The organism is Rhizobium indicum (assembly GCF_005862305.2).
Lineage (GTDB): Bacteria > Pseudomonadota > Alphaproteobacteria > Rhizobiales > Rhizobiaceae > Rhizobium > Rhizobium indicum.
Map to the genome: position 1 here is coordinate 2,072,183 of NZ_CP054021.1, position 24,309 is coordinate 2,096,491.

27 protein-coding genes are annotated in these 24,309 nt (G+C 62.4%); 16 read left to right on the forward strand and 11 right to left on the reverse strand.

Features of this window, described 5'->3' with window-relative positions; genetic code table 11:
• The first annotated feature begins 122 nt into the window (after positions 1-122).
• From FFM53_RS10270 to FFM53_RS10285, 4 genes are all read left to right on the forward strand, one after another.
• A complete protein-coding gene (locus FFM53_RS10270; RefSeq protein WP_003545257.1) occupies positions 123-1,046 on the forward strand; it encodes a sulfite exporter TauE/SafE family protein in 924 nt (307 codons plus the stop codon).
• Positions 1,046-1,846: a TIGR02186 family protein gene (locus tag FFM53_RS10275; protein WP_138334500.1), complete on the forward strand. Its 801-nt coding sequence runs from the start codon at positions 1,046-1,048 to the stop codon at positions 1,844-1,846. The genes FFM53_RS10270 and FFM53_RS10275 overlap by 1 nt, the downstream gene beginning before the upstream one ends.
• Before the next feature lie 200 nt (positions 1,847-2,046).
• Positions 2,047-2,604: a dihydrofolate reductase family protein gene (locus FFM53_RS10280; RefSeq protein WP_138388173.1), complete on the forward strand. Its 558-nt coding sequence runs from the start codon at positions 2,047-2,049 to the stop codon at positions 2,602-2,604.
• A 143-nt stretch (positions 2,605-2,747) separates the two neighbouring features.
• Positions 2,748-3,329 carry a transglycosylase SLT domain-containing protein gene (locus FFM53_RS10285; protein ID WP_003545252.1) on the forward strand — a complete coding sequence of 194 codons (582 nt, stop codon included), beginning with the start codon at positions 2,748-2,750 and terminating at the stop codon, positions 3,327-3,329.
• Positions 3,330-3,561: 232 nt separating this feature from the next.
• Here FFM53_RS10285 and pdeM read toward each other — a convergent pair whose 3' ends face one another.
• The 3 genes from pdeM to FFM53_RS10300 form a co-directional block, all read right to left on the reverse strand.
• Positions 3,562-4,299 (reverse strand): ligase-associated DNA damage response endonuclease PdeM, encoded by a 738-nt coding sequence (gene pdeM / locus FFM53_RS10290; protein WP_173883570.1) that lies wholly within the window; start codon positions 4,297-4,299, stop codon positions 3,562-3,564.
• A 77-nt stretch (positions 4,300-4,376) separates the two neighbouring features.
• Positions 4,377-6,887: a ligase-associated DNA damage response DEXH box helicase gene (locus FFM53_RS10295; protein WP_138388174.1), complete on the reverse strand. Its 2,511-nt coding sequence runs from the start codon at positions 6,885-6,887 to the stop codon at positions 4,377-4,379.
• Between the two features lie 152 nt (positions 6,888-7,039).
• Complete coding sequence (locus FFM53_RS10300; protein ID WP_138334503.1) at positions 7,040-7,672, reverse strand: YitT family protein; 633 nt, start codon at positions 7,670-7,672, stop codon at positions 7,040-7,042.
• Positions 7,673-7,805: 133 nt separating this feature from the next.
• Between FFM53_RS10300 and FFM53_RS10305 the strand changes: the two genes are divergently transcribed.
• Together FFM53_RS10305 and FFM53_RS10310 are read left to right on the forward strand one after the other, a co-directional pair.
• A complete protein-coding gene (locus FFM53_RS10305) occupies positions 7,806-8,306 on the forward strand; it encodes an RrF2 family transcriptional regulator (protein ID WP_003545245.1) in 501 nt (166 codons plus the stop codon).
• Positions 8,307-8,328: 22 nt separating this feature from the next.
• Entirely contained in the window at positions 8,329-8,790 is a 462-nt protein-coding gene (locus tag FFM53_RS10310; RefSeq protein WP_011650365.1) for a carboxymuconolactone decarboxylase family protein, read from the forward strand.
• A 68-nt stretch (positions 8,791-8,858) separates the two neighbouring features.
• On the opposite strand, the gene FFM53_RS10315 is transcribed toward FFM53_RS10310, so the two are convergent.
• The 3 genes from FFM53_RS10315 to FFM53_RS10325 form a co-directional block, all read right to left on the reverse strand.
• Positions 8,859-9,026 carry a hypothetical protein gene (locus tag FFM53_RS10315; protein ID WP_173883515.1) on the reverse strand — a complete coding sequence of 56 codons (168 nt, stop codon included), beginning with the start codon at positions 9,024-9,026 and terminating at the stop codon, positions 8,859-8,861.
• Between the two features lie 153 nt (positions 9,027-9,179).
• Positions 9,180-9,815: a YitT family protein gene (locus FFM53_RS10320; protein ID WP_138388175.1), complete on the reverse strand. Its 636-nt coding sequence runs from the start codon at positions 9,813-9,815 to the stop codon at positions 9,180-9,182.
• A gap of 212 nt (positions 9,816-10,027) precedes the next feature.
• Positions 10,028-10,960, reverse strand: coding sequence for a class I SAM-dependent DNA methyltransferase (locus tag FFM53_RS10325; RefSeq protein WP_138388562.1), 933 nt, complete (start codon positions 10,958-10,960; stop codon positions 10,028-10,030).
• Between the two features lie 201 nt (positions 10,961-11,161).
• On the opposite strand from FFM53_RS10325, the gene FFM53_RS10330 reads away from it, so the two are divergent.
• From FFM53_RS10330 to FFM53_RS10340, 3 genes are all read left to right on the forward strand, one after another.
• On the forward strand, positions 11,162-11,428 hold the full coding sequence (locus tag FFM53_RS10330) for a DUF6460 domain-containing protein (protein ID WP_012755952.1): 267 nt from the start codon (positions 11,162-11,164) through the stop codon (positions 11,426-11,428).
• Between the two features lies 1 nt (position 11,429).
• Complete coding sequence (locus FFM53_RS10335; RefSeq protein WP_128400926.1) at positions 11,430-11,927, forward strand: CAP domain-containing protein; 498 nt, start codon at positions 11,430-11,432, stop codon at positions 11,925-11,927.
• Between the two features lie 85 nt (positions 11,928-12,012).
• Positions 12,013-13,359: an MATE family efflux transporter gene (locus FFM53_RS10340; protein ID WP_138388176.1), complete on the forward strand. Its 1,347-nt coding sequence runs from the start codon at positions 12,013-12,015 to the stop codon at positions 13,357-13,359.
• Here FFM53_RS10340 and FFM53_RS10345 read toward each other — a convergent pair.
• Both FFM53_RS10345 and FFM53_RS10350 read right to left on the reverse strand, forming a co-directional pair.
• Positions 13,335-14,423 carry a quinone-dependent dihydroorotate dehydrogenase gene (locus FFM53_RS10345; RefSeq protein ID WP_138388177.1) on the reverse strand — a complete coding sequence of 363 codons (1,089 nt, stop codon included), beginning with the start codon at positions 14,421-14,423 and terminating at the stop codon, positions 13,335-13,337. The genes FFM53_RS10340 and FFM53_RS10345 overlap by 25 nt on opposite strands.
• A complete protein-coding gene (locus FFM53_RS10350; protein WP_138388178.1) occupies positions 14,420-14,773 on the reverse strand; it encodes a DUF952 domain-containing protein in 354 nt (117 codons plus the stop codon). Before FFM53_RS10350 ends, FFM53_RS10345 begins: the two co-directional genes overlap by 4 nt.
• Before the next feature lie 176 nt (positions 14,774-14,949).
• Between FFM53_RS10350 and FFM53_RS10355 the strand changes: the two genes are divergently transcribed.
• From FFM53_RS10355 to FFM53_RS10375, 5 genes are all read left to right on the forward strand, one after another.
• Positions 14,950-15,348, forward strand: coding sequence for a hypothetical protein (locus tag FFM53_RS10355; protein WP_138334510.1), 399 nt, complete (start codon positions 14,950-14,952; stop codon positions 15,346-15,348).
• Between the two features lie 91 nt (positions 15,349-15,439).
• Complete coding sequence (locus FFM53_RS10360; RefSeq protein WP_003545225.1) at positions 15,440-16,087, forward strand: response regulator; 648 nt, start codon at positions 15,440-15,442, stop codon at positions 16,085-16,087.
• Positions 16,088-16,210: 123 nt separating this feature from the next.
• A complete protein-coding gene (locus tag FFM53_RS10365; protein WP_138388179.1) occupies positions 16,211-16,888 on the forward strand; it encodes a S24 family peptidase in 678 nt (225 codons plus the stop codon).
• 11 nt (positions 16,889-16,899) lie between these two features.
• Complete coding sequence (locus FFM53_RS10370) at positions 16,900-17,610, forward strand: thermonuclease family protein (RefSeq protein WP_138388180.1); 711 nt, start codon at positions 16,900-16,902, stop codon at positions 17,608-17,610.
• Positions 17,611-17,706: 96 nt separating this feature from the next.
• Complete coding sequence (locus FFM53_RS10375; RefSeq protein ID WP_003545221.1) at positions 17,707-18,120, forward strand: tellurite resistance TerB family protein; 414 nt, start codon at positions 17,707-17,709, stop codon at positions 18,118-18,120.
• Between the two features lie 22 nt (positions 18,121-18,142).
• Here FFM53_RS10375 and FFM53_RS10380 read toward each other — a convergent pair whose 3' ends face one another.
• Positions 18,143-19,018: a transporter substrate-binding domain-containing protein gene (locus FFM53_RS10380; RefSeq protein WP_138388181.1), complete on the reverse strand. Its 876-nt coding sequence runs from the start codon at positions 19,016-19,018 to the stop codon at positions 18,143-18,145.
• Positions 19,019-19,593: 575 nt separating this feature from the next.
• Between FFM53_RS10380 and FFM53_RS10385 the strand changes: the two genes are divergently transcribed.
• Positions 19,594-21,582 (forward strand): methyl-accepting chemotaxis protein, encoded by a 1,989-nt coding sequence (locus FFM53_RS10385; RefSeq protein ID WP_138388182.1) that lies wholly within the window; start codon positions 19,594-19,596, stop codon positions 21,580-21,582.
• Between the two features lie 57 nt (positions 21,583-21,639).
• Here the strand turns inward: FFM53_RS10385 and FFM53_RS10390 are convergent, their stop codons facing one another.
• A complete protein-coding gene (locus FFM53_RS10390) occupies positions 21,640-22,020 on the reverse strand; it encodes a VOC family protein (RefSeq protein WP_138388183.1) in 381 nt (126 codons plus the stop codon).
• A 422-nt stretch (positions 22,021-22,442) separates the two neighbouring features.
• On the opposite strand from FFM53_RS10390, the gene FFM53_RS10395 reads away from it, so the two are divergent.
• The gene (locus tag FFM53_RS10395) at positions 22,443-22,721 is read left to right on the forward strand and encodes a hypothetical protein (protein ID WP_138388185.1); all 279 of its coding nucleotides are present in this window, start codon (positions 22,443-22,445) and stop codon (positions 22,719-22,721) included.
• A 115-nt stretch (positions 22,722-22,836) separates the two neighbouring features.
• Here the strand turns inward: FFM53_RS10395 and FFM53_RS10400 are convergent, their stop codons facing one another.
• Complete coding sequence (locus tag FFM53_RS10400) at positions 22,837-23,985, reverse strand: helix-turn-helix domain-containing protein (protein WP_138388563.1); 1,149 nt, start codon at positions 23,983-23,985, stop codon at positions 22,837-22,839.
• Positions 23,986-24,309 lie beyond the last annotated feature (324 nt).

The following is a 24,309-nucleotide window of genomic DNA, read 5'->3' on the forward strand; positions in this document are numbered from 1 at the left end:
TCTATGGCTAATCACGGGGCCGATCGAAAGCCTCTGGCAACGATTTCACAGTATGGTGCGCATTCGAACGGGGACGTGACAAGAAACCGCCCGGCAGGAGCGGTCATCATTCGGGGTCGGCTGTGACAATCTATCTGCCCATCGCAGAATTGTCGGTGAACATCTTCATCATTCTCGGCATGGGGGCGGCCGTCGGATTCCTGTCTGGAATGTTCGGCGTCGGCGGCGGTTTTCTCATCACGCCGCTGTTGATCTTCTACAACATTCCCCCCGTCGTCGCCGTCGCGACCGGCGCCAACCAGGTTGTGGCGTCATCGATATCGGGCGCGATCACGCATTTCCGGCGAGGCTCGCTCGACGTCAAGCTCGGCACGGTGCTGCTGGTCGGCGGCCTTGCGGGTGCGACGGTCGGCATCTGGATCTTCTCTTTACTGCGCGCCATCGGCCAGCTCGATCTCATCATCTCGCTGATGTATGTGATCTTCCTCGGCACCGTTGGCGGACTGATGCTGCTCGAAAGCGTCAATGCCATGCGGCGGGCAGCGCGCAATGAGCCGCCCGCACCGCGCAAGCCCGGCCACCAGCATTGGGTGCACAAGCTGCCGCTGAAGGTGCGCTTCAAGAAATCGAAGATCTTTCTCAGCGTCATTCCGATCGTCGCGCTCGGCTTTGCGATCGGCATCCTCACCTCGATCATGGGTGTCGGCGGCGGCTTCATCATGGTGCCGGCGATGATTTACCTGCTGCGTATCCCGACCAATGTCGTCGTCGGCACCTCGCTGTTCCAGATCATCTTCGTGACCGCCTATACGACGATCGTGCAGGCGGCGACGAACTTTTCCGTCGACATCGTGCTCGCCTTCATCCTGATGGTGGCGGGTGTCATCGGGGCACAATACGGCGTGCGCGTCGGCCAAAAACTGCGCGGCGAACAGCTGCGCGCCCTGCTCGGCCTGCTGGTGCTCGCCGTCGGTGTGCGTCTTGCGATCGCTCTGGTGGTGACGCCGGCCGACGTTTATTCGGTGGTGATGGGAGCGGGCAATTGATGCGCCTGGCTGCCGCTGTCATCGCATTGCTTTGCCTGCTGCCGGCCTCTGTCGGAGCGCAGTGGTTGCCGGGGCAAGCAACGGAAGCGGTGCGTGAAGGGCTGGAAATCGGCACGTCGACCAGCGAAATCGCCATCACCTCGGATTTCCACGGCGCGGATCTGACCATCTTCGGGGCGCTCTCGAATACCGATCAGTTGCTGCTCGCCATCGGCCAATATGACGTCGTCGTGGTGCTGGAGGGCCCGCGCGAGGATGCGACAGTGCGCAGGAAGGAACGCGTCTTCGGCATCTGGGTGAACACCCGCTCGATGACCTTCGAAGCGGTGCCGCATTCCTATTCGATGTCGAGTTCGCGCATGATCGACGATCTGACGACACCGCTCGAGCTGACCGATCAGGGGATCGGCATCGACCACATTCCGCTGACTCCGGTCGGCTTCGTCGGCGACGGCAGCAATCTCGGCGAGTTCCGCGATGCCTTCCGGCGACTGCAGCAGGGTGGCGGGCTCTACGACCGCAACCCGAGCGGCGTGCGGTTCGTTTCCTCCAACCTCTTCAAGGCGAGCCTGCGCTTGCCGGCAAACATTCCGAACGGCGTGCACACCGTGCGCGCCTATCTGTTCAAGAGCGGGCTTTTCGTGACCGAGAAATCGCTGCCGCTGCGGGTCATCAAGACCGGCATCGAGCAGACGATCACCGACGCGGCGCATGATCAGCCGATCCTCTACGGCTTTGCTGCCGTGCTGCTCGCTGTCATCACCGGCTGGGGTGCGAGCCTGATCTTCCGCAAGGACTGATCCACAGCCAAGGCGCTCAGGATTTCTTCCAAAATAGACTCGGCAAGGCGCTGAGCACGAAGGCCTGCGGGAGCAACTGCTTGCCTTGAATGTTGTGCTCCAAAAAAACCGCTTGCATTTCGCTATCAGTCGGCCTAACTTTCAACCAGTTGTTAACCGCAACCAGTTTTGATGGATGGCAATTCAGAAGGAGGATGGAAATGAGAAAGCTTGTTGTCTGGAACCTGATGACGCTCGATGGTTATTTCGAAGGCACGAAGCCATGGGATATCGACTTCCACAATCTCGCCTGGGGGCCTGAATTGCAGCGCTATGCCGAACAGTTCGGCAGGGAAAGCGATCTGCTGGTCTTCGGCCGCAAGACCTATGAGGGCATGGCCTCCTACTGGCCGACCGCCGAGGGCGAAGGTGAGATCAAAGCCTATATGAACGGCATCGCCAAGATCGCCGTGTCGCGGACGATGGGCGAGCCCGGCTGGCACAATGCGCGCGTCGTCAGCGATCCGATCCCCGAATTGACGCGGCTGAAGCAGGAGGACGGCAAGACGATCTTGATCTTCGGCAGTGCCGAGCTTGCCGACAGTCTGCTAAAAGCCGGCCTTATCGACGAAATCAGGGTTTGCCTGGTGCCGGTGATCCTCGGCGGCGGCAATCCGCTTTTCAAACCGGCAGAGAGCCAGGTGCCGCTAAAGCTCATCGAATCCTCGACGACGGAAGGCGGCGCGATGATCCTGCGCTACGAACCCGTCAAGGCGTAGTGGATGGGATGCCGTCCCGATGGTCAGGCCAGGGTATCGATCCCTGGCCGCACAAGGAGGCAGCCGGGGAAGTTCGCATTCGACTAAAAACCGGTTTTTAACATTTACGAGTTAGTAATCTCTCGGAAACGAGAGGTTTTGTCATGCGTACTCGTATCGTTCTGACGGCCGTAGGTCTCGCGCTGCTTGCCGGCTGCGCGACGGCGCCGAAGCAGACGAGGAACATCTGTGCCGTCTTCGACGAGCGCGACGGGCTCTTCTCCAGCTGGCAGAGCGCCGCCGAACGAACGGAGAAGAAATACGGCGTGCCCGTGCCGATCCTGATGGCGACGATGTATACCGAATCCGGCTTCCAGCCCTATGCGCGGCCGCCGCGCACCAAGCTGTTCGGCTTCATTCCCTGGACCCGTCCGTCGACAGCCTACGGCTATTCGCAGGCACTCGACGGGACCTGGGATCACTACCAGTCGCAGACAGGGAACTGGACCGCGCGGCGGGCGAACTTCGCCGACGCGATCGATTTCATCGGCTGGTATCACTACCAGAACAGCGTGGAGACCGGCATTCCGCTGAACGATGCCTATAATCTCTATCTTGCCTATTATTCCGGGCCGACGGGGTACAAACGCGGCGACTGGCGCTCGAACGGGCAATTGCAGCAGACGGCGCAGAAGTTTGCGCGGATGGCAGGGACGTATCAGCGGCAGCTGCAGGAGTGCGATTAAGGGTATTGAAGGGCGTGCCGTGTGGTACCCCCTCTGCCCTGCCGGGCATCTCCCCCACAGGTGGGGAGATTGGCTGGGCTCACTGGCTTCCCCAAACAACTAGCGTCACAGCCCGGTGAAACCTTGGAGGGACGCGAAGGTTTGGCCACTTGTGATCTCCCCACCTGTGGGGGAGATGCCCGGCAGGGCAGAGGGGGGGCGGACACGGCACGCCGTCCAAATATGAAGGGCGCTATCCCCACAAATTCCCATATCTGACAGAATAAATCCGGTCCTTGCCGAGCAGATGCGCCACCAGCAAAGCCTTGTCGAACAGACCCTTCATCGCCTGATGGCCGAGATCCAGACCGCCGCTCATGACACCGAAGGCCGGCATCAGCAGGCGGGCGCCGTCGGTGGCAAAGCACGGGCGGCGGACGGATTTCTCGCGGCGGCGCACGGTCGCCGACGGGTGCAGGTGGCCGGCGATTTCGCCGCTCTGCAAGCCGTTCTTCGGCTCATGCCGGAAGGTCAGGCCAGCATAATGCATCTCGTCAGCAGATGTGCCCGGCAGATCGACGATGCCATCCGGATCATGGTTGCCATTGATCCAGATCCATTCGCGGCCGCGCGCCATCTCAACGATCAGGGCACGAAAATTCTCCGGCAGATGCTTCGAACCGATACGGTCGTGGAAATTGTCGCCGAGCGAGATGACGAGCTTCGGGTCATAACGCGAGATGACGGCGGCAAGCACGGTCAGCGTCGCCAGCGTATCGTAAGGCGGCAGCATCATGCCGCGGCGCGCAAAGGCTGCGCCCTTCTCCAGATGCAGGTCGGAGACGACGAGCAGGCCGGCATCGGGCAGATAGAGGGCGCCGAGCGGATCGCAGACGGCGGCAATGCCATGGACCGACGTCTCGATGCCCGGCATCGCGGCAAGTCCCGATATGTCGCGCGCCAGCGCCAGGCGGTTCATCACGGTCGTCATTCCTAAATCGTCGTCGAGCCTAAACCGTCGTCAGGCCTAAATCGTCGCGCCCTAATTCTCATCAGGCCCGATTCTCGTCAAGCGAGCGCTTCGGCGATCAGATCGTCCGCCGCTTCGGCCAGGAGTGCGTCATGGGCCTCGCCCGGCACCGCCTCGCGTCCGATTTCCAGCATCACCGGTACGGCGAGCGGGGAAATATGATCGAGAGCGCGGTGGGTGATGTGGCCCCTGATTCGTCTCAGCATATCGCCAAGACGGCCAATATCCAAAAGCCCCGTTGCCGCATCCTGCCGCGTCGCCTGCAAGAGGATGTGATCCGGTTCGTGGCTGCGCAGCACGTCGTAGATCAGGTCGGCGGAGACGGTGATCTGGCGGCCGCTCTTTTCCTTGCCCGGATGGCGGCGCTCGATCAAGCCTGCAATCACGGCGCAATTGCGGAAGGTGCGCTTCAACAGGAAGGATTCGTCCAGCCAGGCTTCGAGATCGTCGCCGAGCATGTCCTCGTCGAAGAGGTCGGAAAGGCTGAGCCGGCCATTGCCGATCATCAGCCCCATATCCTCGAGGCCCCAGATGGCCAGCGAATAATCGGTGGCGACGAAACCGAGGGGCTTGGCGCCTATCCGCTCCAGCCGGCGGGTCAGCAGCATGCCGAGCGTCTGGTGGGCGAGACGGCCTTCGAAGGGATAGGCGACCATATAGGCGCGGCTGCCGCGCGGGAAGGTTTCGATCAGGAACTCGTCGCGCTTCGGCAGCATCGACTTGTCGTTCTGCAGCGACAGCCAGTCGCGCACCTGATCCGGCAGGCGGCGCCAGCGATCGGGATCGGCAATCATCGCCCGCACCTGCTCGGCGAGATAGGTCGACAGCGGAAACTTGCCGCCATTATAGGAGGGGATCTTCGGATCGAGCGAAAAGGCCTGCGACGCCAAGCATTCGTTCTCGCGGATGCCCTCGAAACGCAGCACCTTGCCGGAGAAGACGAAGGTATCGCCCGGCGACAATTGCTCGAGGAAATATTCCTCGACCTTCCCCAACGTAGCGCCGCCGCGGCCGATCCTGCCGCCCTCGCCGCGCTTGACCATGCGGATATTCAGCATCGGGCTTTCGACGATGGTGCCGAGGTTGAGGCGGTATTGCTGGGCGACTGCAGGATTGGAGACGCGCCAACGGCCTTCCTTGGTCTTGCGGATGCGGGCGTAGCGCTCATAGGTCCGCAGCGCATAACCGCCGGTCGCGACGAAATCGACGATGCGCTCGAAGGTCTCCCAGCTCAGATCGGCATAGGGCGAGGCGCTGATGATTTCATCGTAGAGTTCCAGCATGTCGAAAGGCTCGGCGCAGGCCATGCCGAGCACGTGCTGGGCGAGCACGTCGAGCGCGCCGCGGCCGACGGGCGGGGTATCCTGCGCGCCGATATAATTGGCGTCGAGGGCTGCCTGGCACTCCATGACCTCGAAGCGGTTGGCGGGCACGAGGATCGCCTTCGAGGGCTCGTCCATGCGGTGGTTGGCACGACCGATGCGCTGGGCAAGACGCGAGGCACCCTTCGGCGCGCCGACATGGATGACGAGATCGACATCGCCCCAGTCGATGCCGAGATCGAGGGTGGAGGTGGCAACGACGGCGCGCAGCCGGTTTTCGGCCATCGCCGCCTCGACCTTCCGGCGCTGGGCGACATCGAGCGAGCCGTGATGGAGCGCGATCGGCAGGTTGTCGTCATTGATCGTCCAGAGCGCCTGGAATAGCATTTCCGCCTGGCTGCGGGTGTTGACGAAGAGCAGCGTCGTGCGATGTTCGACGAGCTTGTTGTAGACATCGGGAATGGCATACCGGGCGGAATGGCCGGCCCAGGGAATGCGCTCTTCGGTCGACAGGATCGAGATATCGGGCTTGGCGCCGCCTTCGACGACGACGAGGCCGGCATGATGTTCGCTACCCTCTTCCTGGCCGACCAGCCATTTCTGCAGATCCATCGGCTCGGCGACGGTTGCCGACAGGCCGATCGTCTGGAGACCGGGGGCAAGGCGGCGCAGGCGGGCAAGGCCGAGCGAGAGCATATGGCCGCGCTTGGAGGTGACGAGCGAATGCAGCTCGTCGAGGACGATATATTTCAGGTCCTTGAAGAAGCGCTCGGCCTCCCGGTTCGCCAGCAGCAGGGCGACCTGTTCCGGCGTCGTCAGCAGAATATCCGGCGGGTTGAGCTTCTGGCGCTGGCGCTTAGCGTTCGGCGTATCGCCGGTGCGGTTCTCGACGTTGACCGGCAGGCCCATCTCCTCGACCGGCTTCATCAGGTTGCGCTCGATATCGATAGCAAGCGCCTTCAGCGGCGAGACGTAGAGCGTGTGGATGCCGGTGAAGGCGGAGCCGGGCGGGATCCGGCCGCGGCGGGTGAGATCGGTGAGCGAGGGCAGGAAACCGGCGAGCGTCTTGCCGGCACCGGTCGGCGCAATCAGCAGCGTGCTTTCGCCGGCCTCGGCGCGGGCAAGCAGTTCCAGCTGATGGGCGCGCGGTCGCCAGCCCTTTTCCGCAAACCAGCGGGTAAAGGCGGCAGGAAGCAGGGTACGGGCTTCGGAATCGATCTGGTCCACGCCCTGAAACTAGTGAAACGCCGGGGAAAGAGAAGAGCGGCCAAAGCATGTCGCGCAAAAGTGTGCCGCGGTTTTGCGATAACGACATACGTAAAAACAAAGACCTAAAGCGCGAGGAGCGAATCTGAAAGATCGCGACGCGCTTTAGCAATTCACATGGCGATATAGCGGTCCTTGCGGTGGTTGATGGCAATCGTGAGGTTGAGAACGATCGCACCGAGCACGGAGCAGGCGATGATGAAGGGGCTGGCGACGAAGAAGGAGAGCGCCAGGATGATGCCGTCGAAGCCGAGCTGGACGAAGCCGGCGCGCCAGCCGAAGCGATCCTGGATATAGAGGGCAAGAATGCCAATGCCGCCGAGGCTGGCGCGGTGGCGGAAGAGCGCCAGCATGCCGGCGCCGATGACGAGGCCGCCGAAGAGCGCACCGGCGATGGGATCGACATGCGCCATGCTGATGAAGCCCGACACGAATTCGGACAGGACCGACGTCAGCGCGATGGCGGCGAAGGTCTTGATGGTAAAAGCGGCGCCCAAGCGGCGGAAGGCGAGATAATAGAAGGGCAAGTTCACGACAAAGAAGCAGAGGCCGAAGCTGAAGCCCGTCGCATAATGGGCGAGGAAGGCAAGGCCCGCCGTGCCGCCGGCAAGCAGCCCGGCGCCGGAGAGAAGCGTTACGCCGAGCACGGCGAGCATGCTGCCGGCGACGATGCCCTGGGCGTCGTCGAAGAGCGAATGACGGTCGGCGCTGGAATTCAGAAGGCCTGCGAAGGCGTTGGATGCCATGTTGTTCCCCTGTCGGCTTTTCCGTCTTCTATCCGGGGTCAGGATAAAGGCAAGTGGCAAGCAACGAGGACACCTCTTGACAGCTGGCATAATCGTGGATATTTTTTATCCACGAATTGAGGAGGCCAGATGCATGAAGATGGGCGATGGGGTCGAGCAGGCCATTCACAGCGTTGCGATGCTTTCCGGCCTCTCCGAAGGCGGCGTGCTTTCGGCGGCCGCGCTGGCGGAATTCCACGGCGTTTCGACAAGCTATCTGCTGAAGCATCTGCAGGCGCTGTCGGGCGCCGGCATCCTCGATACCGTACCGGGGCCGAAGGGCGGATATCGGCTGGCAAAAGCACCGAAGGAGATTTCGCTGCTCGACATCGTGCTCGCGGTCGAGGGGTCTGCACCGGCGTTCCGCTGCGCCGAAATCCGCCAGCGCGGACCGAACCCGGTCTCCGATCGCTTGTTCGCCCAGCCCTGCACCATCAACGCGGCGATGCTGAAAGCCGAACGGGTCTATCGCGCCGAACTCGCCAAGACGAGCCTGGCCGATATCGGCATCGAACTTGCCGCCGTCGACGACGGATCGATCGCAGCCAGAGGCTGCGCCTTCCTTGAAATCCATGAACGCAAGACGGCTCGTTGAGCCATAACAAAGGAGAAAGAGCATGCAACCACGTTTCAACTTCGCCAAAGCAGCCCCCGATGCCTACAAGGCAGTCGCCGCGCTCGAGCAATATGTCCAGTCCTCCGGGCTGGAGCGCCGCTTCATCCACCTGATCAAGCTGCGCGCTTCACAGATCAACGGCTGCGCCTATTGCGTCGACATGCATGTGAAGGAAGCCCGCCATGATGGGCTCTCCGAACAATGGATCAACCTGATGTGCGTCTGGCGGGAATCGCCGGTCTATGACGCCCGCGAACGGGCGCTGCTCGGCTGGGTGGATTCAGTGACCAATATCGCCAAAACAGGCGCGCCTGATGCCGACTACGAGACGCTGAAGGCCCATTTTTCCGAAGAAGAAATGACGAAGATCACGGTGGCGATCGGCGCCATCAACATCTGGAACCGGCTTGCCGTCGGCTTTCGCTCACAGCATCCGCTCGATGCGGCGCAGAAGGCAGCGTGATCGAAATCTGCCTACAGGAATTCATCCTGGCAACCGACCCGAAAATCTCGGGTCGGTCGAATATCGGGTCACTCGTGATCCCTGGTGGCCCGTACGGCAACGGCGTCAAACCGATTGCCCGAGAGGTCGATGCTGTTGAATAGGTCGCGGACGACTTTCGCAATTTCTTCTGCGGAAGTGCCCTTGGCGTATTCTTCCTGCATACGGCGTCTGACAAGTTTTTCCAAATCTGACATAGTTCACCTCATCAAATCCGGCGCGAGAAGAGTTTGGCGCCGCGACCGATCACAGGCAAGTTACGTTTTATTTAGAATGGCTTACCGATTGGTAATGTTAGAGCATGTCGCGCAAAAGTGTGCGGCGGTTTTGCGATAACGACATGCTTAAAACTAAAGCGCGATGTAGCGATCAGCGCGGTGATTGATGGCGACGAAGAGGTTGAGGACGACGGCACCGAGCACCGAATAGAAGACGACGGGCGGCGTGGTGACGAAGAAGGCGGCGGCGAGCACGCATATGTCGATGGCAAGCTGGACGAGGCCGGCACGGATGCCGAAACGCTCCTGCAGGTAGATGCCGAGAATGCCGACGCCGCCGAGGCTGGCGCGGTGGCGATAGAGCGCCAGCAGGCCGAAGCCGAGCAGCAGGCCGCCGAGAAGGGCCGCCCAGGCGGGATGAATGCTCGAAATGGACAAGAAGCGCGACTGCACATCGGCAATCACCGAGGTCAGGCCGATGGCGATGAAGGTCTTGATGGTGAAGGCCATGCCGAGGCGCTTCCAGGAGAGATAGAAGAACGGCAGGTTGAGCAGGAAGAAGGCAAGGCCGAAATTGACGCCGAAGGCATAATGCAGGAGGAAAGCCACGCCGGCGGTGCTGCCGGTGAGAAGGCCGGCGCTGGCGAGCACGTAGAGGCCGAGCGCCGCAACGAGGCTGCCGGAGAATATGCCCTGCACGTCTTCGATCGGCGTGTGGCGCGTCGCGGTCGTATTCCAGAAGCCAAGGGCATTGATGAGCTGTGTCATGTCGCCAGTCTCCACGGCAGACGAGTTCAAAGAACGCGCCTGGGAAGACCCGGGCGCGACGGAATTTTAGATCATGAAAGGAGCTCGAGCGCCTCGGCGAAATATTGCCGGGCTCTCTGCCGATATGGTGCAGTATCGGGTTTTTCGGTCTTCCAATCAAGCGAAATAGGTAAGTAATACTGACCTATTGTAAAATCGCAAGAAGTGTTCGCTCACGCGGGCTTCTGCGCAAGGAACAGAATGCCAGAAACAGGTTTGCCGCCATCTTTGCGAATGACCGACTTGACGGTCCTCAGGGTCTCCAGCCTGTGACGGGCAAGAAGCGTCCTGACATAGCTTTCCGAATGGGCATAACGCAGCGACGGAGCGAGATGGAAGCCGTCGCCCTCCCCCGCATCCTCGACGGAAAAGGCGATATCGGCGCCTGATGCGGCGAGTTCTCCGACGATGGCAAAGACGCTTTCGAGATTGCCGAGATACATCAGCACATCGGCCGCCGTCACCAGGTCGGCGCGATGGCTGGCCGCATCCGCGAAAAGGCCGGAGAGCTCCGGCGCGAGCGAGAGATCGGCCTGGGCGAGACTGTCATAGACATGTTTCTCGGCAGCCTTTGCCAGCATGTTCTGCGAGAGATCGAAGCCTTCGAGGCGGCCGACACGGCCGCGGATTTCAGGGCCGAGCAGGCCGGTGCCGCAGCCGAGATCGACGGCGCGTTCGTAGCGCCTGCCGGTGGAGGCGATAAGCGCTGCCAGTTTCTGCGGGACGCTGTAGTCGAGCTTTTCGACAAGGGCTGATTCGAAACGGTCGGCATAGTCGTCGAAGAGGCGCTCGACATAGCGGCTCGGCGGTTGGTCGGGCATGGCCGCGCCGCCGAGAAGGGCGAGCTTGAGGGTTGCGCCGAAAATGTCATCGGGATCGAGGGCAAGCGTCCGGCGATAGGCCTCGATCGCAGCCTCGCCCCTGCCCGCCTTTTCGCAATAGGTGGCGAGGCGATACCAGCCGGCGGCCCAGGCAGGCACGAGCTCGAGGGCCTGTTCCATCAACTCGGCGGCCGCTTCCGGCTCGCCGCCTTCTTCGAGCATCCTGGCATAGTCGGCGCGGCGGTCGGCGATGACATCGCCGGAGGAAAGCTGGTGGGGTAGCATCAATGGGCCTGTAGCTCTTTGTTTTATGCATGTCGTTTTCCCGGAACCGCTGCACACTTCCGGGCGACATGCATTGGCCCGCATTTGGCGGCGGCCACAAAAAAACTCAAGTCCTATTTCAGAGGCGAAGCGGCCAATTCCGGAAAGGGCTTGCGGGCGTCGCGCCGCGACCTTATTCCAAGGGCAAACAGGAGATGGCTTATGTCCGATCAGGCGAACAGGTTCCTCGGCGATTCAATCGGCCGCACATTGATAAAGCTTATCGTGGTGTCGCTGATCGTCGGTTTCGTCATGACCGTCTTCGGCCTGACGCCGTGGGGCATCATCTACGGCATACGCGATTTCATCCAGGAGATCTGGTACCGGGGCTTCTCGGCGCTTGGGCGCGTCGGCGACTATCTCCTCCTCGGCGCGACGATCGTCATCCCGCTCTTCATCATCCTCCGTCTTTTCAGCTACCGCCGGTAACATGACATCCATCGATCTTTCCAGGCGCGGCCTGCTGCGCCTTTCCGGACTTGCGCTCGCCGCCGGCATCGCCGGCTGCACCACGACCCCGCGGATGGCAGGCACGCCTTCCGACGGCGAGGACGAGACGGCGAGCGTGTTGCCGCTCGTCAACCAGCTGCGGGCCAAAAACGGCCTGCCGCCGCTTGCCGTCGATCCGGCGGCGAGTACTGCCGCCTTGTTCCAGGCGAAACGCATGGCGAGTGCCGGCAAGATGGCGCATCTGATGGGCATGACCGATAGTTTCGGCGCGCGCGTCAAGGCGAGCGGCGTGCGGCTGCCGGCGGCCGAAAACATCGCCTCCGGCCAGCAGAGCGTCGATGCCGTGGTGACGGCCTGGATCAACTCGCCGCATCACCTGGAAAACATGCTCGGTCGTTATGGCGGCCTTGGCGTTGCCGTCGCCCATAATACATCTTCCAGGAACCTGCCCTATTGGGCCATGGTGCTTTCCAGCTGAGGTGATTCCGCCTGCAGCAGTTCAAGTGATGCAGCGCCTTTTGCGCGTCTGAAACGACGCGTGGCGCTGCCGCGACGAGGCCGGCATGGATACACGCAGCAATCACAACGCGCTTGCATTCGACGTGACGCACCTGATGGTGCTGTCGATCGCCCTTCCGATGACGCTCGGCTTCATGACGACGCCGCTGCTCGGGCTGACGAACACCGCCGTCGTCGGCCGCATGGGCAATGCGGAAGCGCTGGCCGGGCTGGCGATCGGCGCGATGCTCTTCGATCTCATCCTCGGCAGCTTCAACTTCCTGCGCGCCTCGACGACCGGGCTGACGGCGCAGGCCTATGGCCGGCGCGACCAGCACGAGCAGCAGGCGGTCTTTTCCCGGGCGATGATTTCGGCGATCGGCTGCGGACTGGCGCTGCTCTGTCTTTCGCCGCTGCTGATGGCGGCGGGGTTGAGGCTGATGGGGGCGGAAGGCGCGATCGCCGAGGCGACCAGCACCTATTTTTCCATCCGCATGCTGGCAGCACCCGCGGCATTGGCGAATTACGCGATCCTCGGCTTCGTGCTCGGGCGCGGACAGGGCAATATCGGACTGCTGCTGCAGGCGATCATCAACGGCATCAACATCCTGCTTTCCATCTATCTCGGCCTGACGCTCGATTGGGGCGTGGCGGGGGTCGCCTGGGGAACAATGGCCGGCGAAACGGCTGGCGCGCTTGTCGGGCTTGTCATCGTGCTGCGCGGCTTCAACAAGACCGAGCGGCCGGCATGGTCCGAAGTCTTTTCCCGGCACCGGCTGGCCGAGCTTTTCGCGCTCAACCGCGATATCTTGATCCGTACCTTCGTGCTGATCGGCGCCTTCACCATCATGACGCGGATCGGCACCAGTTTCGGTGCGGTGACGCTTGCCGCCAATGCGGTGGTGATGAATTTCTTCCTGCTATCAGGCTATTATCTCGATGGGCTTGCCAATGCCGCCGAACAGATCATCGGCCGGGCGATCGGCGCGCATTACCGGCCGGCCTTCGACCGGGGGCTGAAGCTCACGACCTTGTGGTCCTTCGGGCTGGCAGCGCTCGGCTCCGCCTTCTTCTTCCTCGCCGGCCCCTGGCTGATCTCGGTGCTGACGACCTCACCCGAGGTACGGCAGGCGGCCGAAACCTATCTGCCCTGGGCGGCGGTGACGGGACTGACCGGCGCGCTCGCCTTCCTGATGGACGGGGTCTTCATCGGCGCCACGTGGTCGGCCGACATGCGCAACCGGATGCTGATATCTTTTGCCGGTTATCTCTTGATGCTCGCGGTCTTCGTGCCGCTCTTCGGCAATCACGGCCTGTGGCTGGCGATGAACGCCTTCCTGCTCTTCCGGGGCTTCTTCCTGGCGATGCTGGTGCGGTCGCGGGCCGATCAGACTTTTCGCGCTGCCCAATAATCCAGCCGGGTGTCGCGCAAGTCGCGGATCGAGGCGGCCTTTTCGCGGTCCAGGAGTTTCGACAGGCCGCGGACGATATCGCCGGCCAGACCAGGGCCTTCATAGACCATGCAGGAATAAAGCTGGACGAGATCGGCGCCCGCCCTGATCTTCTCCAGCGCGGTCTCGGCCGAGGAGATGCCACCGACGCCGATGATCGGCAGATCAGGGCCGACGCGCTTGCGCATCCTGGCGAGCACCGCCGTCGACTTTTCGAAAAGCGGCACGCCGGAAAGGCCACCCGCCTCCTTCGCCTGGCGCTGATCCCTAAGGCCGTCGCGCGACAGCGTGGTGTTGGAGACGATCAGCCCGTCGAGCGCATGCGAAAGCGCCTCGGCTGCGATATCGTCCATGCCTTCCTCGGTCAGATCAGGCGCGATCTTCAGAAAGACCGGGATCTTCCGGCCGGATGCCGCCGCCATCTCGTCGCGCGCCGCAAGCACTGATGACAACAGCCCCGCAAGGCTTTCGCGCCCCTGCAGGTCGCGCAGGCCAGGCGTGTTCGGCGAGGAGATGTTGGCGGTGAAATAGCGCGCGACGGAATAAAAGCGGCGGATGCCGACGACATAATCGGCGATGCGGTCCTCGCTATCCTTGTTGGCGCCGATGTTGACGCCGATCATGCCACCGCCCCTTAGCGCGGCGAGGCGCCCGAAGGCGGCATCATGGCCTTCATTGTTGAAGCCGAGACGGTTGATGACGGCTTCATCCTCCACCAGGCGGAAGATGCGCGGGCGCGGATTGCCGGATTGCGGCTTCGGCGTCACCGTACCGATCTCGGTAAAGCCGAAACCGAGCTTCAGCAGCGCCTCCGGCACCTCAGCATTCTTGTCGTAGCCGGCGGCCATGCCGAGCGGATTTTCGAAGGTAAGGCCGGCAACGGTCTGGCGCAGGCGCGGATCAGGCGTCAGCTGGCAGGCGGGCACGAGGCCGGATTTCAAGGCGGCGATCGACATGCCGTGCGCGGTTTCCGGATCGAACAGGAAGAGACCCTTGCGGGCGAGACGCTTGAAGGGATCGATCATGGCTGCAGCTCCGGGAAGATATGGGCGCCGGCTTCGTCGAGCGGCAGCGGCGCCTCCCAGAGCACGGCCGCAAGCGGCAGATCGGCGTAGAGATGCGGGAAGAGATCGCCGCCGCGCGAAGGCTCGAAGACCAGCTTGTCGCCAAAGCCGCGGCCATCAACGGCAATCAGCAGCAGGCCGGACTGGCCGGCAAAATGCAGGGCGGCGGTCTGCTTTACCTGTTCCGCCGTCGAGAAATGGATGAAGCCGTCCTTGAGATCGATGCCGGCGCCATGAAAAGTGCCGGTTTGTCTGGCTTGCTGCCAGAGCGTTTCCGTCACGATCTTGTAAAGGGTCGGTGTCAGGGTCATCATGGCCTCACGATAGGCTGTTCCTTGGTCACGAGGGCTTTGCCGGAAAGAGGCGGCGATGTCCACGCCCCGGCGCCGAAAAACGGGACAGCTGGAACAGAATTAGAGCATGATGTCGTCCGAAAACCGCGCACACTTTTCGGCATCATGCTCCAAAAAATCCGGAGGATGAGACGATGAAGGCATTCGTTATCACGCTTGGCGTTTTTCTGATGCCGTTGGCGGCCGCGGCGGCCGAAGCGGATGCGAGCCGCTTCCAGCTGGAGAAGAGCGGCGACCATTTCGTCCGGCTCGACCGGCAGACCGGGGCAATGTCGATCTGCCAGGACAAGGACGGCGCCCTCGTCTGCCGGATGGCGGCCGACGAACGGGCGGCCTATGAGGACGAACTCGACCGGCTGGCAAAGCGGGTGACGGCACTCGAACAGGGCGGTGTCGCCCAGCGCGCGCTGCCGAGCGATGCCGAGGTCGACCGTTCGATCAGCATCATGGAGCGGATGATGAAGAGTTTCATGGGGATGGTGAAGGAGTTCCAGGCCGAGGAAAACACCAATCCCCTTCCGCAGAAGACCTGATCTGATATAGTCGATATGAGCAAGCTGGCGTGCAACGCGGAGGGGCGGAGGCACATGCCGGCATGATCGGGCTCTTGGGAGGGAGTTTTTGATGCAGGAACAGACCATCATCATTGCGGACGATCATCCGCTTTTCCGCGACGCGCTGCGCCAGGCGGTGATCGGCATGGAAGGCCGGCAGTCGATCGTCGAGGCCGGCGATTTCGCCGCCGCGCGCCGGGCGGCCGGCGCCCATGCGGATGCCGACCTGATGCTGCTCGATCTCGCCATGCCCGGCGTCAGCGGCTTTTCCGGCCTGATGGCTCTGCGCTCCGAATTCGCCAGCCTGCCGATCGTCATCGTCTCGGCAACCGACGATGCGACGACGATCCGCCGGGCGCTGGAACTCGGCGCGTCCGGCTTCATTTCGAAATCCTCCGGCATCGAGGACATTCGCCGCAGCATCCAGACGGTGCTTGCCGGCGACATCGCCACGCCGGAAAGCTATCGCGACGGGCAGGAGCAAGATCCCGATGTCGCCGATCTGATCCACCGCCTGCATACGCTGACGCCGCAGCAGAGCCGGGTGCTGACCATGCTCGGCGAAGGGCTGCTGAACAAGCAGATCGCCTACGAACTCGGCGTCTCCGAGGCGACGATCAAGGCGCATGTCTCGGCGATCCTGTTGAAACTCGACGTCGACAGCCGGACGCAGGCCGTCATCCAGCTCGGCAAGATCAATATGGCGATGGTCGCCTGAGCGCAGCCGACTGCCCGGCGACAGGATTTTATTCCTCCTTTATCTTTACTCCGCCAGCGCGGTCGGTTAATATTCCGCTTGGTTTGAAGCGCGGCGCTTGATCAGCCGCACGGAATCGCGCGCATGCTGTCACACAACCAGATCTGGGAAGCGCTCGACAGGCTTGCCGAACGGCACGAACTGACGCCGTCCGGTCTTGCGCGGCGCGCCGGCCTCGACCCGACCTCCTTCAACAAATCGAAACGGCTCTCCGCCGACGGGCGGCTGCGCTGGCCCTCGACGGAATCGATCGCCAAGGTGCTCGACGCCACGGGTGCGAGCATGGAGCAGTTTCTGGCCTTCATGCGGGCGGACACCGGTCCCTCCGAGCAGCAGGCCAGGCAGCAGGAAAACGCGTTTCAGCCGCAAGGCGGCTCCATTCCGTTGCTCGGCTTCGCCCAGGCGGGCGCCGGCGGTTTCTTCGACGATGGAGGCTTTCCGGCCGGCCAGGGCTGGGACGTGGTGGAATTTCCGGCCGCCCCGTCGCAGAAATCAGGCGTCTATGCGCTGGAGGTGCAGGGCGAGAGCATGATGCCGCTCTACCGCGACGGCGACGTGCTGATCGTCGAGCCGGGGGCGCAGGTGCGCCGCAACGACCGCGTCGTCGTGCGCACAAACGAGGGCGAGGTGATGGCCAAGGTGCTGCTGCGCCAGAGCCCGCGGTCGATCGAGCTGATGTCGCTCAATCCCGAACATCCCAACCGCACCCTCGAGCTTTCCGACATCGACTGGATCGCCCGCATCATCTGGGCCAGCCAATAGGAAGATATTCCATGCGCCCTGCCGCCTTCATCACAGGTATCACGGGGATGGCGGTGGTGGCCGGCCTGCTGCTGGCAGGGCAAGCAAGGCTTGGCGGCAACACGGCCGGGGAAGAGATGGCGTCCGCAGAGGAGACGGCGACGGCAGCGGCGGATGCTGCTCCCAAAGCCGGCGAACGTGCGACAATCTCGGACGATCGTGCCGAGATGATCGCTCGCTCAGCGGAGCCGGCGGCTCCGCCCTCTCAGGCGCCAAGCGAGGGCGGGACACCCAAATCGGCCAATGCACCGCAACAAGCGGAGACGCCCGCCGGGGAAACGGCACGTCCGGCTGCGAAAAAGGCGATGGAGCTGACGCGGCCGATGGTCGAAAATGCCGGCATTCTTTCCTTTGGCGAGCGCCGGCTTCTGCTTGCCGGCATCGTGCCGACGCCGACCGACAGGATATGCGGGCCGACGGGCCGGCAATGGCCCTGCGGCATGATGGCGAAGACGGCGCTGCGCCTGCTGTTGCGCAACCGCAGCGTCAGCTGCGATCTCGAGACGGTGGAATGGAAGGAAACAGTAACGACTGCCTGCCGGCTCGGCACGGAGGATCTCGGCTTATGGCTCGCCGAAAACGGCTGGGCGGAAGCAGCAGTGGGTTCGCCGCTTATGGCTGCCGCCGAAAAGGCCAGGCAGGCAGGAAAAGGCCTCTACGGCGATGATCCGCGCCGCAAATAAACCGGCAGCCAGCGGTCGGACAGCCCGGATCGGGCCGATCCCTTGTAATGGCTGTCGCCAATTCCTAATCTCGGCTGATCGAAAAAGGAATCAGAGATGAACAAGCCGCTTTCCGCCCATGACGCGCTGATCTACGTGATGGTGATGGCATCCGCCGTCGACAGCACGATGAACGACAGGGAGATGACAAGGATCGGCCAATTGATCGGATTCCTGCCGGTTTTCCGGGATTTCGACGACGACAAGCTGATTGCGGTGGCGCGCGACTGCGCCTCGCTGCTGGCCGGACCGGAAGGCCTCGACGTCGTCCTCGAAACCGTGCGCGATACCTTGCCCGCAAAGCTCTACGACACGGCCTATGCACTGGCCGTCGAGGTGGCATCCGCCGATCTCTCGGTCAAGGCGGAAGAGTTGCGGCTGCTCAGCCTGCTGCGCGACCGGCTCGGCCTCGACAAGCTCACCTGCGCGGCGATCGAGCGCAGCGCGATTGCCCGCTTCCGCAAGGGCTGAACGCACAATTTGGACTGCAGCTTCAATAAAGCCCGTAGGGGAAATACCGCAGATAGATTTCCTGGAGGCGGCCGTTGCGCGACAGCGTGGCGAGCGCGTGGTCGATGGCTGATGTCAGCACGCTGTCTTTCTGCCGCAGCATGATCGTCATGCCCTCGCCGAGGAAATGCTCGGAAAGATAGGGGCCGTCGAACAGCGCGCAGCATTTGGCTGAGGCCGGCGAAGAGACCCAGAAGGAAAGCTGCAGCGCATCAGCAAAGGCGGCATCGACCTTGCGGTCCTTGAGCGCCGCAAGCAGGGCGTCCTTCGTATCGAACGGCTCGGCCTTGAGCGTGGGGAAAAAGGCTGCCAGCATCGCCTCGTGCACCGTCCCCCTGACGACACCGACCGGATGGCTGGCAAGCGCCGCAGCGGTCTTTCCGTCGAGCGGCACGGCGAGATTGCGCACGAAGCGCGCCGGCAGCATCAGATAAGGTCTGGAGAAGAGGAATTGCCGGCGCAGCTCCGGCGTCACGGCAAGACCGGCGATGACGGCATCCCCCTGCGAGGCGGCGAGCGCATCCCTGAGGTCGGCGAAGGGGATCGCCTGGATCTGGCACTTGTCCGATATTTCCAACTCGCTGCAGATTTCGCGGGCGAGGTCGACATTGAAACCGGAAAGCTTGCCGTTCTGATCGGTGAAATTGAACGGCGGGAAATCGACCGACGTCAGGAAGCGCAAGCGCACCAGCGAGGAGAGATCGGGCCTCGCAAGACGCTCGCGCGCATCGAAGAGCAGCGGCAGCGAGGGCGCCGCCTGCTGAGCCGATGCGGCAAAACTCGAAAAAAGCGCGCCGAGAAACAGGCCGAGCGTGAAAAAACCCTTCAGAGTCAGGGATGCCGGCTTGGATTGCATCATCGTGATCGTTGTCTCTGGGTTAAGCGCGAAGCGTGCGGCGTCGGCGAGATGTATCAGAGTCATGCGTGGTGGGGAATATGGGTGGGAGTGAGGGGAGCGGCGCCGCGCAGAGGAATAGCCTTCATACGACATCCTCGGCCCAGGGAGATCGCCGACGCCAGCCCCTCATCCGGCTACCGCCACCTCTCCCCGTAAACGGGGCGAAGGGGGATAGCCGCGACCTCTCCGTTTCTCGCCAGCCTCTCGCGGGGCGCGTCCCCTCGCCCCGTTTACGGGGAGAGGGTTAGGGTGAGGGGCAGCCATCGGCGCCAACCGGACAGCCCTGGCGCAAGACTCGAGACGACAATTCAGTCCCTAAAAATCACAGCCAACCACCGCCTCGTGTTAGCGCGGAATTAAAGAATATCGCCTTTATTTGTTGCGACGACATCGGACCCCGCCAGCCGATCGCATGATGCAAGCGTCAGCCCAAACGTAATCCCTAAACCGCGATATTGAAGCAGCGTTTTTCTGCAACAATTGATTTCAAAAGCACCGGGCGCGCGAGCACGCCCCGTCAATCGGGTGACATTTCTATGCTGAAACATCTGAAAATCCGCACAAAAATCATATCCGTCGTGGCGCTCCTGGGGCTGATCACGATGGCCGGGCTGATCTATGTCATATCCGAGTTCCGCCGTGCGGACGCCGCCTACAGCGCCTTCATCGATCATGAGGCGCAGGCCTCGATGCTGAGCGCGCGTGCCAGCGCATCGGCGGTGGCCTCGGTGCTGCAGGTAAGCCTGCTTGCCGACATGAAACCCGATACGCCCGAATTCCAGAAGGCGCTCGCCACACCGAGCAAGCTGCCACAGGCGCGTGACCGCATGAAGCAGGCGCTGGCACTGGTGCCCAGCCGCAAGCCGGCGATCGATGAAATTCAGGCGGGCATCGATGAGATCGAAACGCTGGCGAACAAGATCATCGAACAGAGCAAAGCCAAGGACGACGCCGGCGCCCAGGCGAATGTTGCCCTGATCAATGCCAAGCTCGATGCACTGACGCCGAAGATGATAGCCAACAATGATGCGATGATGGCGATGCTCAACGATGGCGGCGACGCGCTCTCGGCTTCCGTCAACGAACGGATCGTCTTCTGTCTCGTTCTGATCGGCATCGCCGTTCTCGCTGCCGTCGGCTTCAGCGTGGTCGTGGCCCAGATAGGCATCGCCGGCCCGATGATGCAGCTGCGCCAGCGCATGACGCGGCTTGCCGAGGGCGATACGACAAGCGATGTCAGCGGCCTCGACCGCGGCGACGAAGTCGGCCAGATGGCAAAGGCCGTTTCGGTCTTCCGCGACAATGCGATCGAGCGCGCCCGGATCGAAGCGCGCGCCGAAACAGACCGCGACGTCAGCGACAGCGAGCGCCGCGACCGCGAGGCGCAGAAGGCCCGCGAAGCATCGGAACTCGACCGCGCCGTCACCGCGCTCGGCGACGGCCTGCGCCGCCTTGCCGCCGGCGATCTCGCCTCGCATATCGCCGAGCCCTTCGTCGCGCATCTCGATGCGCTGCGTGAGGATTTCAACAACTCGGTCGAGAAGCTCAACGAGACCCTGCATACGGTCGGCGCCAATGCCCGGGCGATCGGCGCCGGCGCCAACGAGATTCGTTCCTCCGCGGACCAGCTTTCCCAGCGAACGGAACAGCAATCGGCCTCCGTCGAAGAGACGGCAGCAGCGCTGGAGGAGATCACCACGACGGTGCGCGACGCCGCCAAGCGAGCCGAGGAGGCGAGCCAGCTCGTCGCCCGCACCCGCCTTGGTGCCGAAAAGTCGGGCGAGGTCGTCCGCAAGGCCGTCTCCGCCATGCAGCAGATCGAGAAGTCCTCGGGCGAAATCTCCAACATCATCGGCGTCATCGACGACATCGCCTTCCAGACCAACCTTTTGGCTCTGAACGCCGGCGTCGAAGCTGCCCGTGCCGGCGACGCCGGCAAGGGCTTTGCGGTCGTCGCTCAGGAAGTGCGCGAGCTCGCCCAGCGCTCAGCGAAGGCGGCCAAGGAGATCAAGGCGCTAATCAGCACCTCCGGCTCGCATGTGCAGACCGGCGTCTCGCTGGTCGGCGAAACCGGCAAGGCGCTCGACGCAATCGTCCACGAAGTGCAGGAGATCAACCAGCACGTCCACGCGATCGCCGAAGCCTCCCGCGAACAGTCGATCGGACTGCAGGAGATCAACACCGCCGTCAACACCATGGATCAGGGCACGCAGCAGAATGCGGCGATGGTCGAGGAATCCACAGCCGCCAGCCACAACCTGGCAACGGAAGCGGCAGCGCTCAACAACCTGCTCGGCCAATTCAGGCTGACCGGCACCGGCGGCTTCACCGCCAGCGCGCCAATCGCCACGGCACCACGCGCTGCCGCCCGCCCGGCAGCCAGGGCGCCGGTCCGCGTCGCCCGCGAAGGCACCGCCCGCCCGGCCGCCTCGCCGGCCCGCGCGCTCGGCCAGAAGATCGCCAACGCCTTCGGCGCCGGCAGCAGCACATCGCCGAGCCAGGATCCCGACTGGACGGAATTCTGAGCCGGTCAAGACAGGCATTGGCAAGGGCGGCTGCGGCCGCCCTTGCTATTTGGGGACCTAACCCGGCCGCCAGCCGATCTCGACGAGGATATTTCCGGGCGCCGTGCAATAGAATAGCCAGCCGCCGCGCATGGCGGCCGGCGGACCGGACCGGTCAGCACCGGCAGCAGCAAGCCCGGCATGGACCGCATCGACATCCGCCCTTTCGCGTAGGATGAAGCCGATGTGATAGGTCTGGCGTCCCATTTCCACCTGATCGGCGGTGCCGAATTTTGCGATTGCGTGGCTGAGGACGATTTCGAGGCCGGCATCGTCTTCCAGGATCGCGAGGCCGTTCTGGCCGCGCATATCCTTAAGCCTCAGGCCGAAATGGCGGATCAAGAAATCCGCCGTGGCAGCGATATCGGGAACGTGGAAGTCGAGATGGTTCAAGCGCATGACAGTCTCCGTTCGAAAAAATCCCGGGACTGCCTTTTTGCCGTCTCCGCACGCCGCCGGGATCCCGCATCTTCATGCGGATCACGTCGCGGGTTCTCGTGCCGTGGCACGGAGCAGAGCTTCGCCACAGCGCTTAACGCTCCAGCGGAAGGGATCGGGCTTACCTCAACCGATCCTGCCTTTTTCGACGAGGCCGATCTAGCAGACGGCATCGGTTTCGGCAATGGATGGGTCGGCGCATCTGGAGGATCCGGATTTTCACCCTAATATCAACAGGTGGATGTCGCGTCCCGCCGGCCGCTCGATCACGGCGCCCCCGGCGACGCTTCCCGAAGGATTGAAGCGCGGCATGGGCATTCGTGTCGTGAACTCTATCCGGTGAGGCGTAGAGTGATATTATTCAGGCATTGGGAGGGATGGACATGAAAGCTGCAATCATCGGCCTCGTCGGCACGCTCGTTCTGGCGGGATGCAACACCGTCAGCTATAGCGGACCGGGCCTCGAACCCATCCCCGGCAGCATTACCTATAACGGCCAACCGCGCACCAAGCTCACCAAATCACCCCCCGGCTCCGCCTTTCCGCATGATTTCATCGACCAGTACGGCCGGCAGGTGGAGGAAACCTATATCATCCAGCCCGACCGGAGCCTGATCATCGCGCATCGGCAATACAAGCCGATCCGGTTCTTCGGGGATTAAGCTTACGAGGTGTCGTTTGAGGGAGATGGATCGGTGAAGGGAAATATTCCCTCTTCGGCAAGCGCGTCGACCGCCGCTAAACGGACTTCGAGTCTGGATTTCAGCCCGAGCCGGATCAACCCGTCAGGGCCAGCCAATCACCGATCGTTTTTCCGGAACGCCGCGTGGAGTGGATGGCCGGAGCCGGCCGCTGTTGGGTTGCCATCGTCCTTCGGATTTCACGCGGGCTCAGCCCGAATTCGTGGATGAAGGCGCGCGTAAAATTGGCGGCGACCTCGAAACCGGCGGCTTCTGCGATTTCTGAAATCGGCCTGTGGTCGGCCGAATTGCTGAGATCCGCATAGGCCTGCAGCAATCGCCGCTTGCGAATATAATTGAGCACGCCTCCGCTCGCCTCAAACAGTTGGTAAAGCCGCGTACGCGAAATCCCCAACGCGCGGCACATCACGTCCGGTGTCAGGTTTTCCGAACGGAGATTGACGTGAATGTAGCGGTGCGCCCGCTCCATCAGTCCCATGTTGGCCTGGTTTTGACCGGTATCAGTCCTTGTGGACGATGCGGCGCCCGCAACGACCATATCGCCGATGGTTTGGATGATCCGGGGCACTTCCTCTATCGTCAGATTGCCGAGGTTCGTTTCGAGGCCCGTCAGATAGCCCGTGAGCAACTCGGCGTGGCTGCCCGAAAGAACCGTGTTGCCGGCGCTCTGGAGAAGGCTCGCATCGCGAGCCAGCATCTCATACGGCAGGAACACGAGCAAAGCTTCGGTATCGGTCGTCCGTCCGCGATAGGGGCTGCCGAGAGACATGAAAAATATCTCGCCGGCACCGGTCTCGGTGACACGACGGTTGACCTCGGTCCAGGCCTGGCCGCTGCGCTGCAGGCCGACGTTCCAATGGTCGATGGGGCTCGATCGAAGCATGGCCTGATCGCGGATATATCTGTGGGCATGCGCGCGCTGCTGGACGATGAGGATATCGCCGAGCTGCCAGCCGGTCTGCTCCGCGAGGAATCCGTCTTCGGGTGATTTTCCCTCCGGCAGATGAACATCCACGAGCGGCGCCATATGTGCCCGCCAGGCCTGGAATTGTTCTGCCGGTGGCAGGTCCTGCGTCGAGAATCGCAGCGGCTCGAGTGCAGGGGAGGCATGGGGTGGGCGTTCCTTGCGCATAGCCGGTTCACGCGGCCAGCGCCGCCGCTCCATATGCGCCGGCCGTTCCTGTTCCGCGGCAGGATCATCGTCGGATTCAGACCCTGTAGCCATCCAATTCCTCCAGCGCATAACCCGACCCGAGCCATGGAAATTGAGAAAAGCAATTGTTTTTGCGGCTGAAATCTCCGCAGAACTCCGTCTGAAAAATCGGAAGTGCCCGAAGATTCTCCTGCATAAGTTGTTTATCATATTCCTTTTCGCTCTGAAATGTACGGAGCGATAATTTCCAGGACGCGAGGATAACGACAATTGCCTTTCTTAGCTGTATCTAAATAAGCATCGGTTCATTCCAAAAGAAAAACCGGACGAATAAAATATTCGCATGATCGAACGACTTGGTTTCGCGATATGTCAAAGTAAATATCGAATATCCCA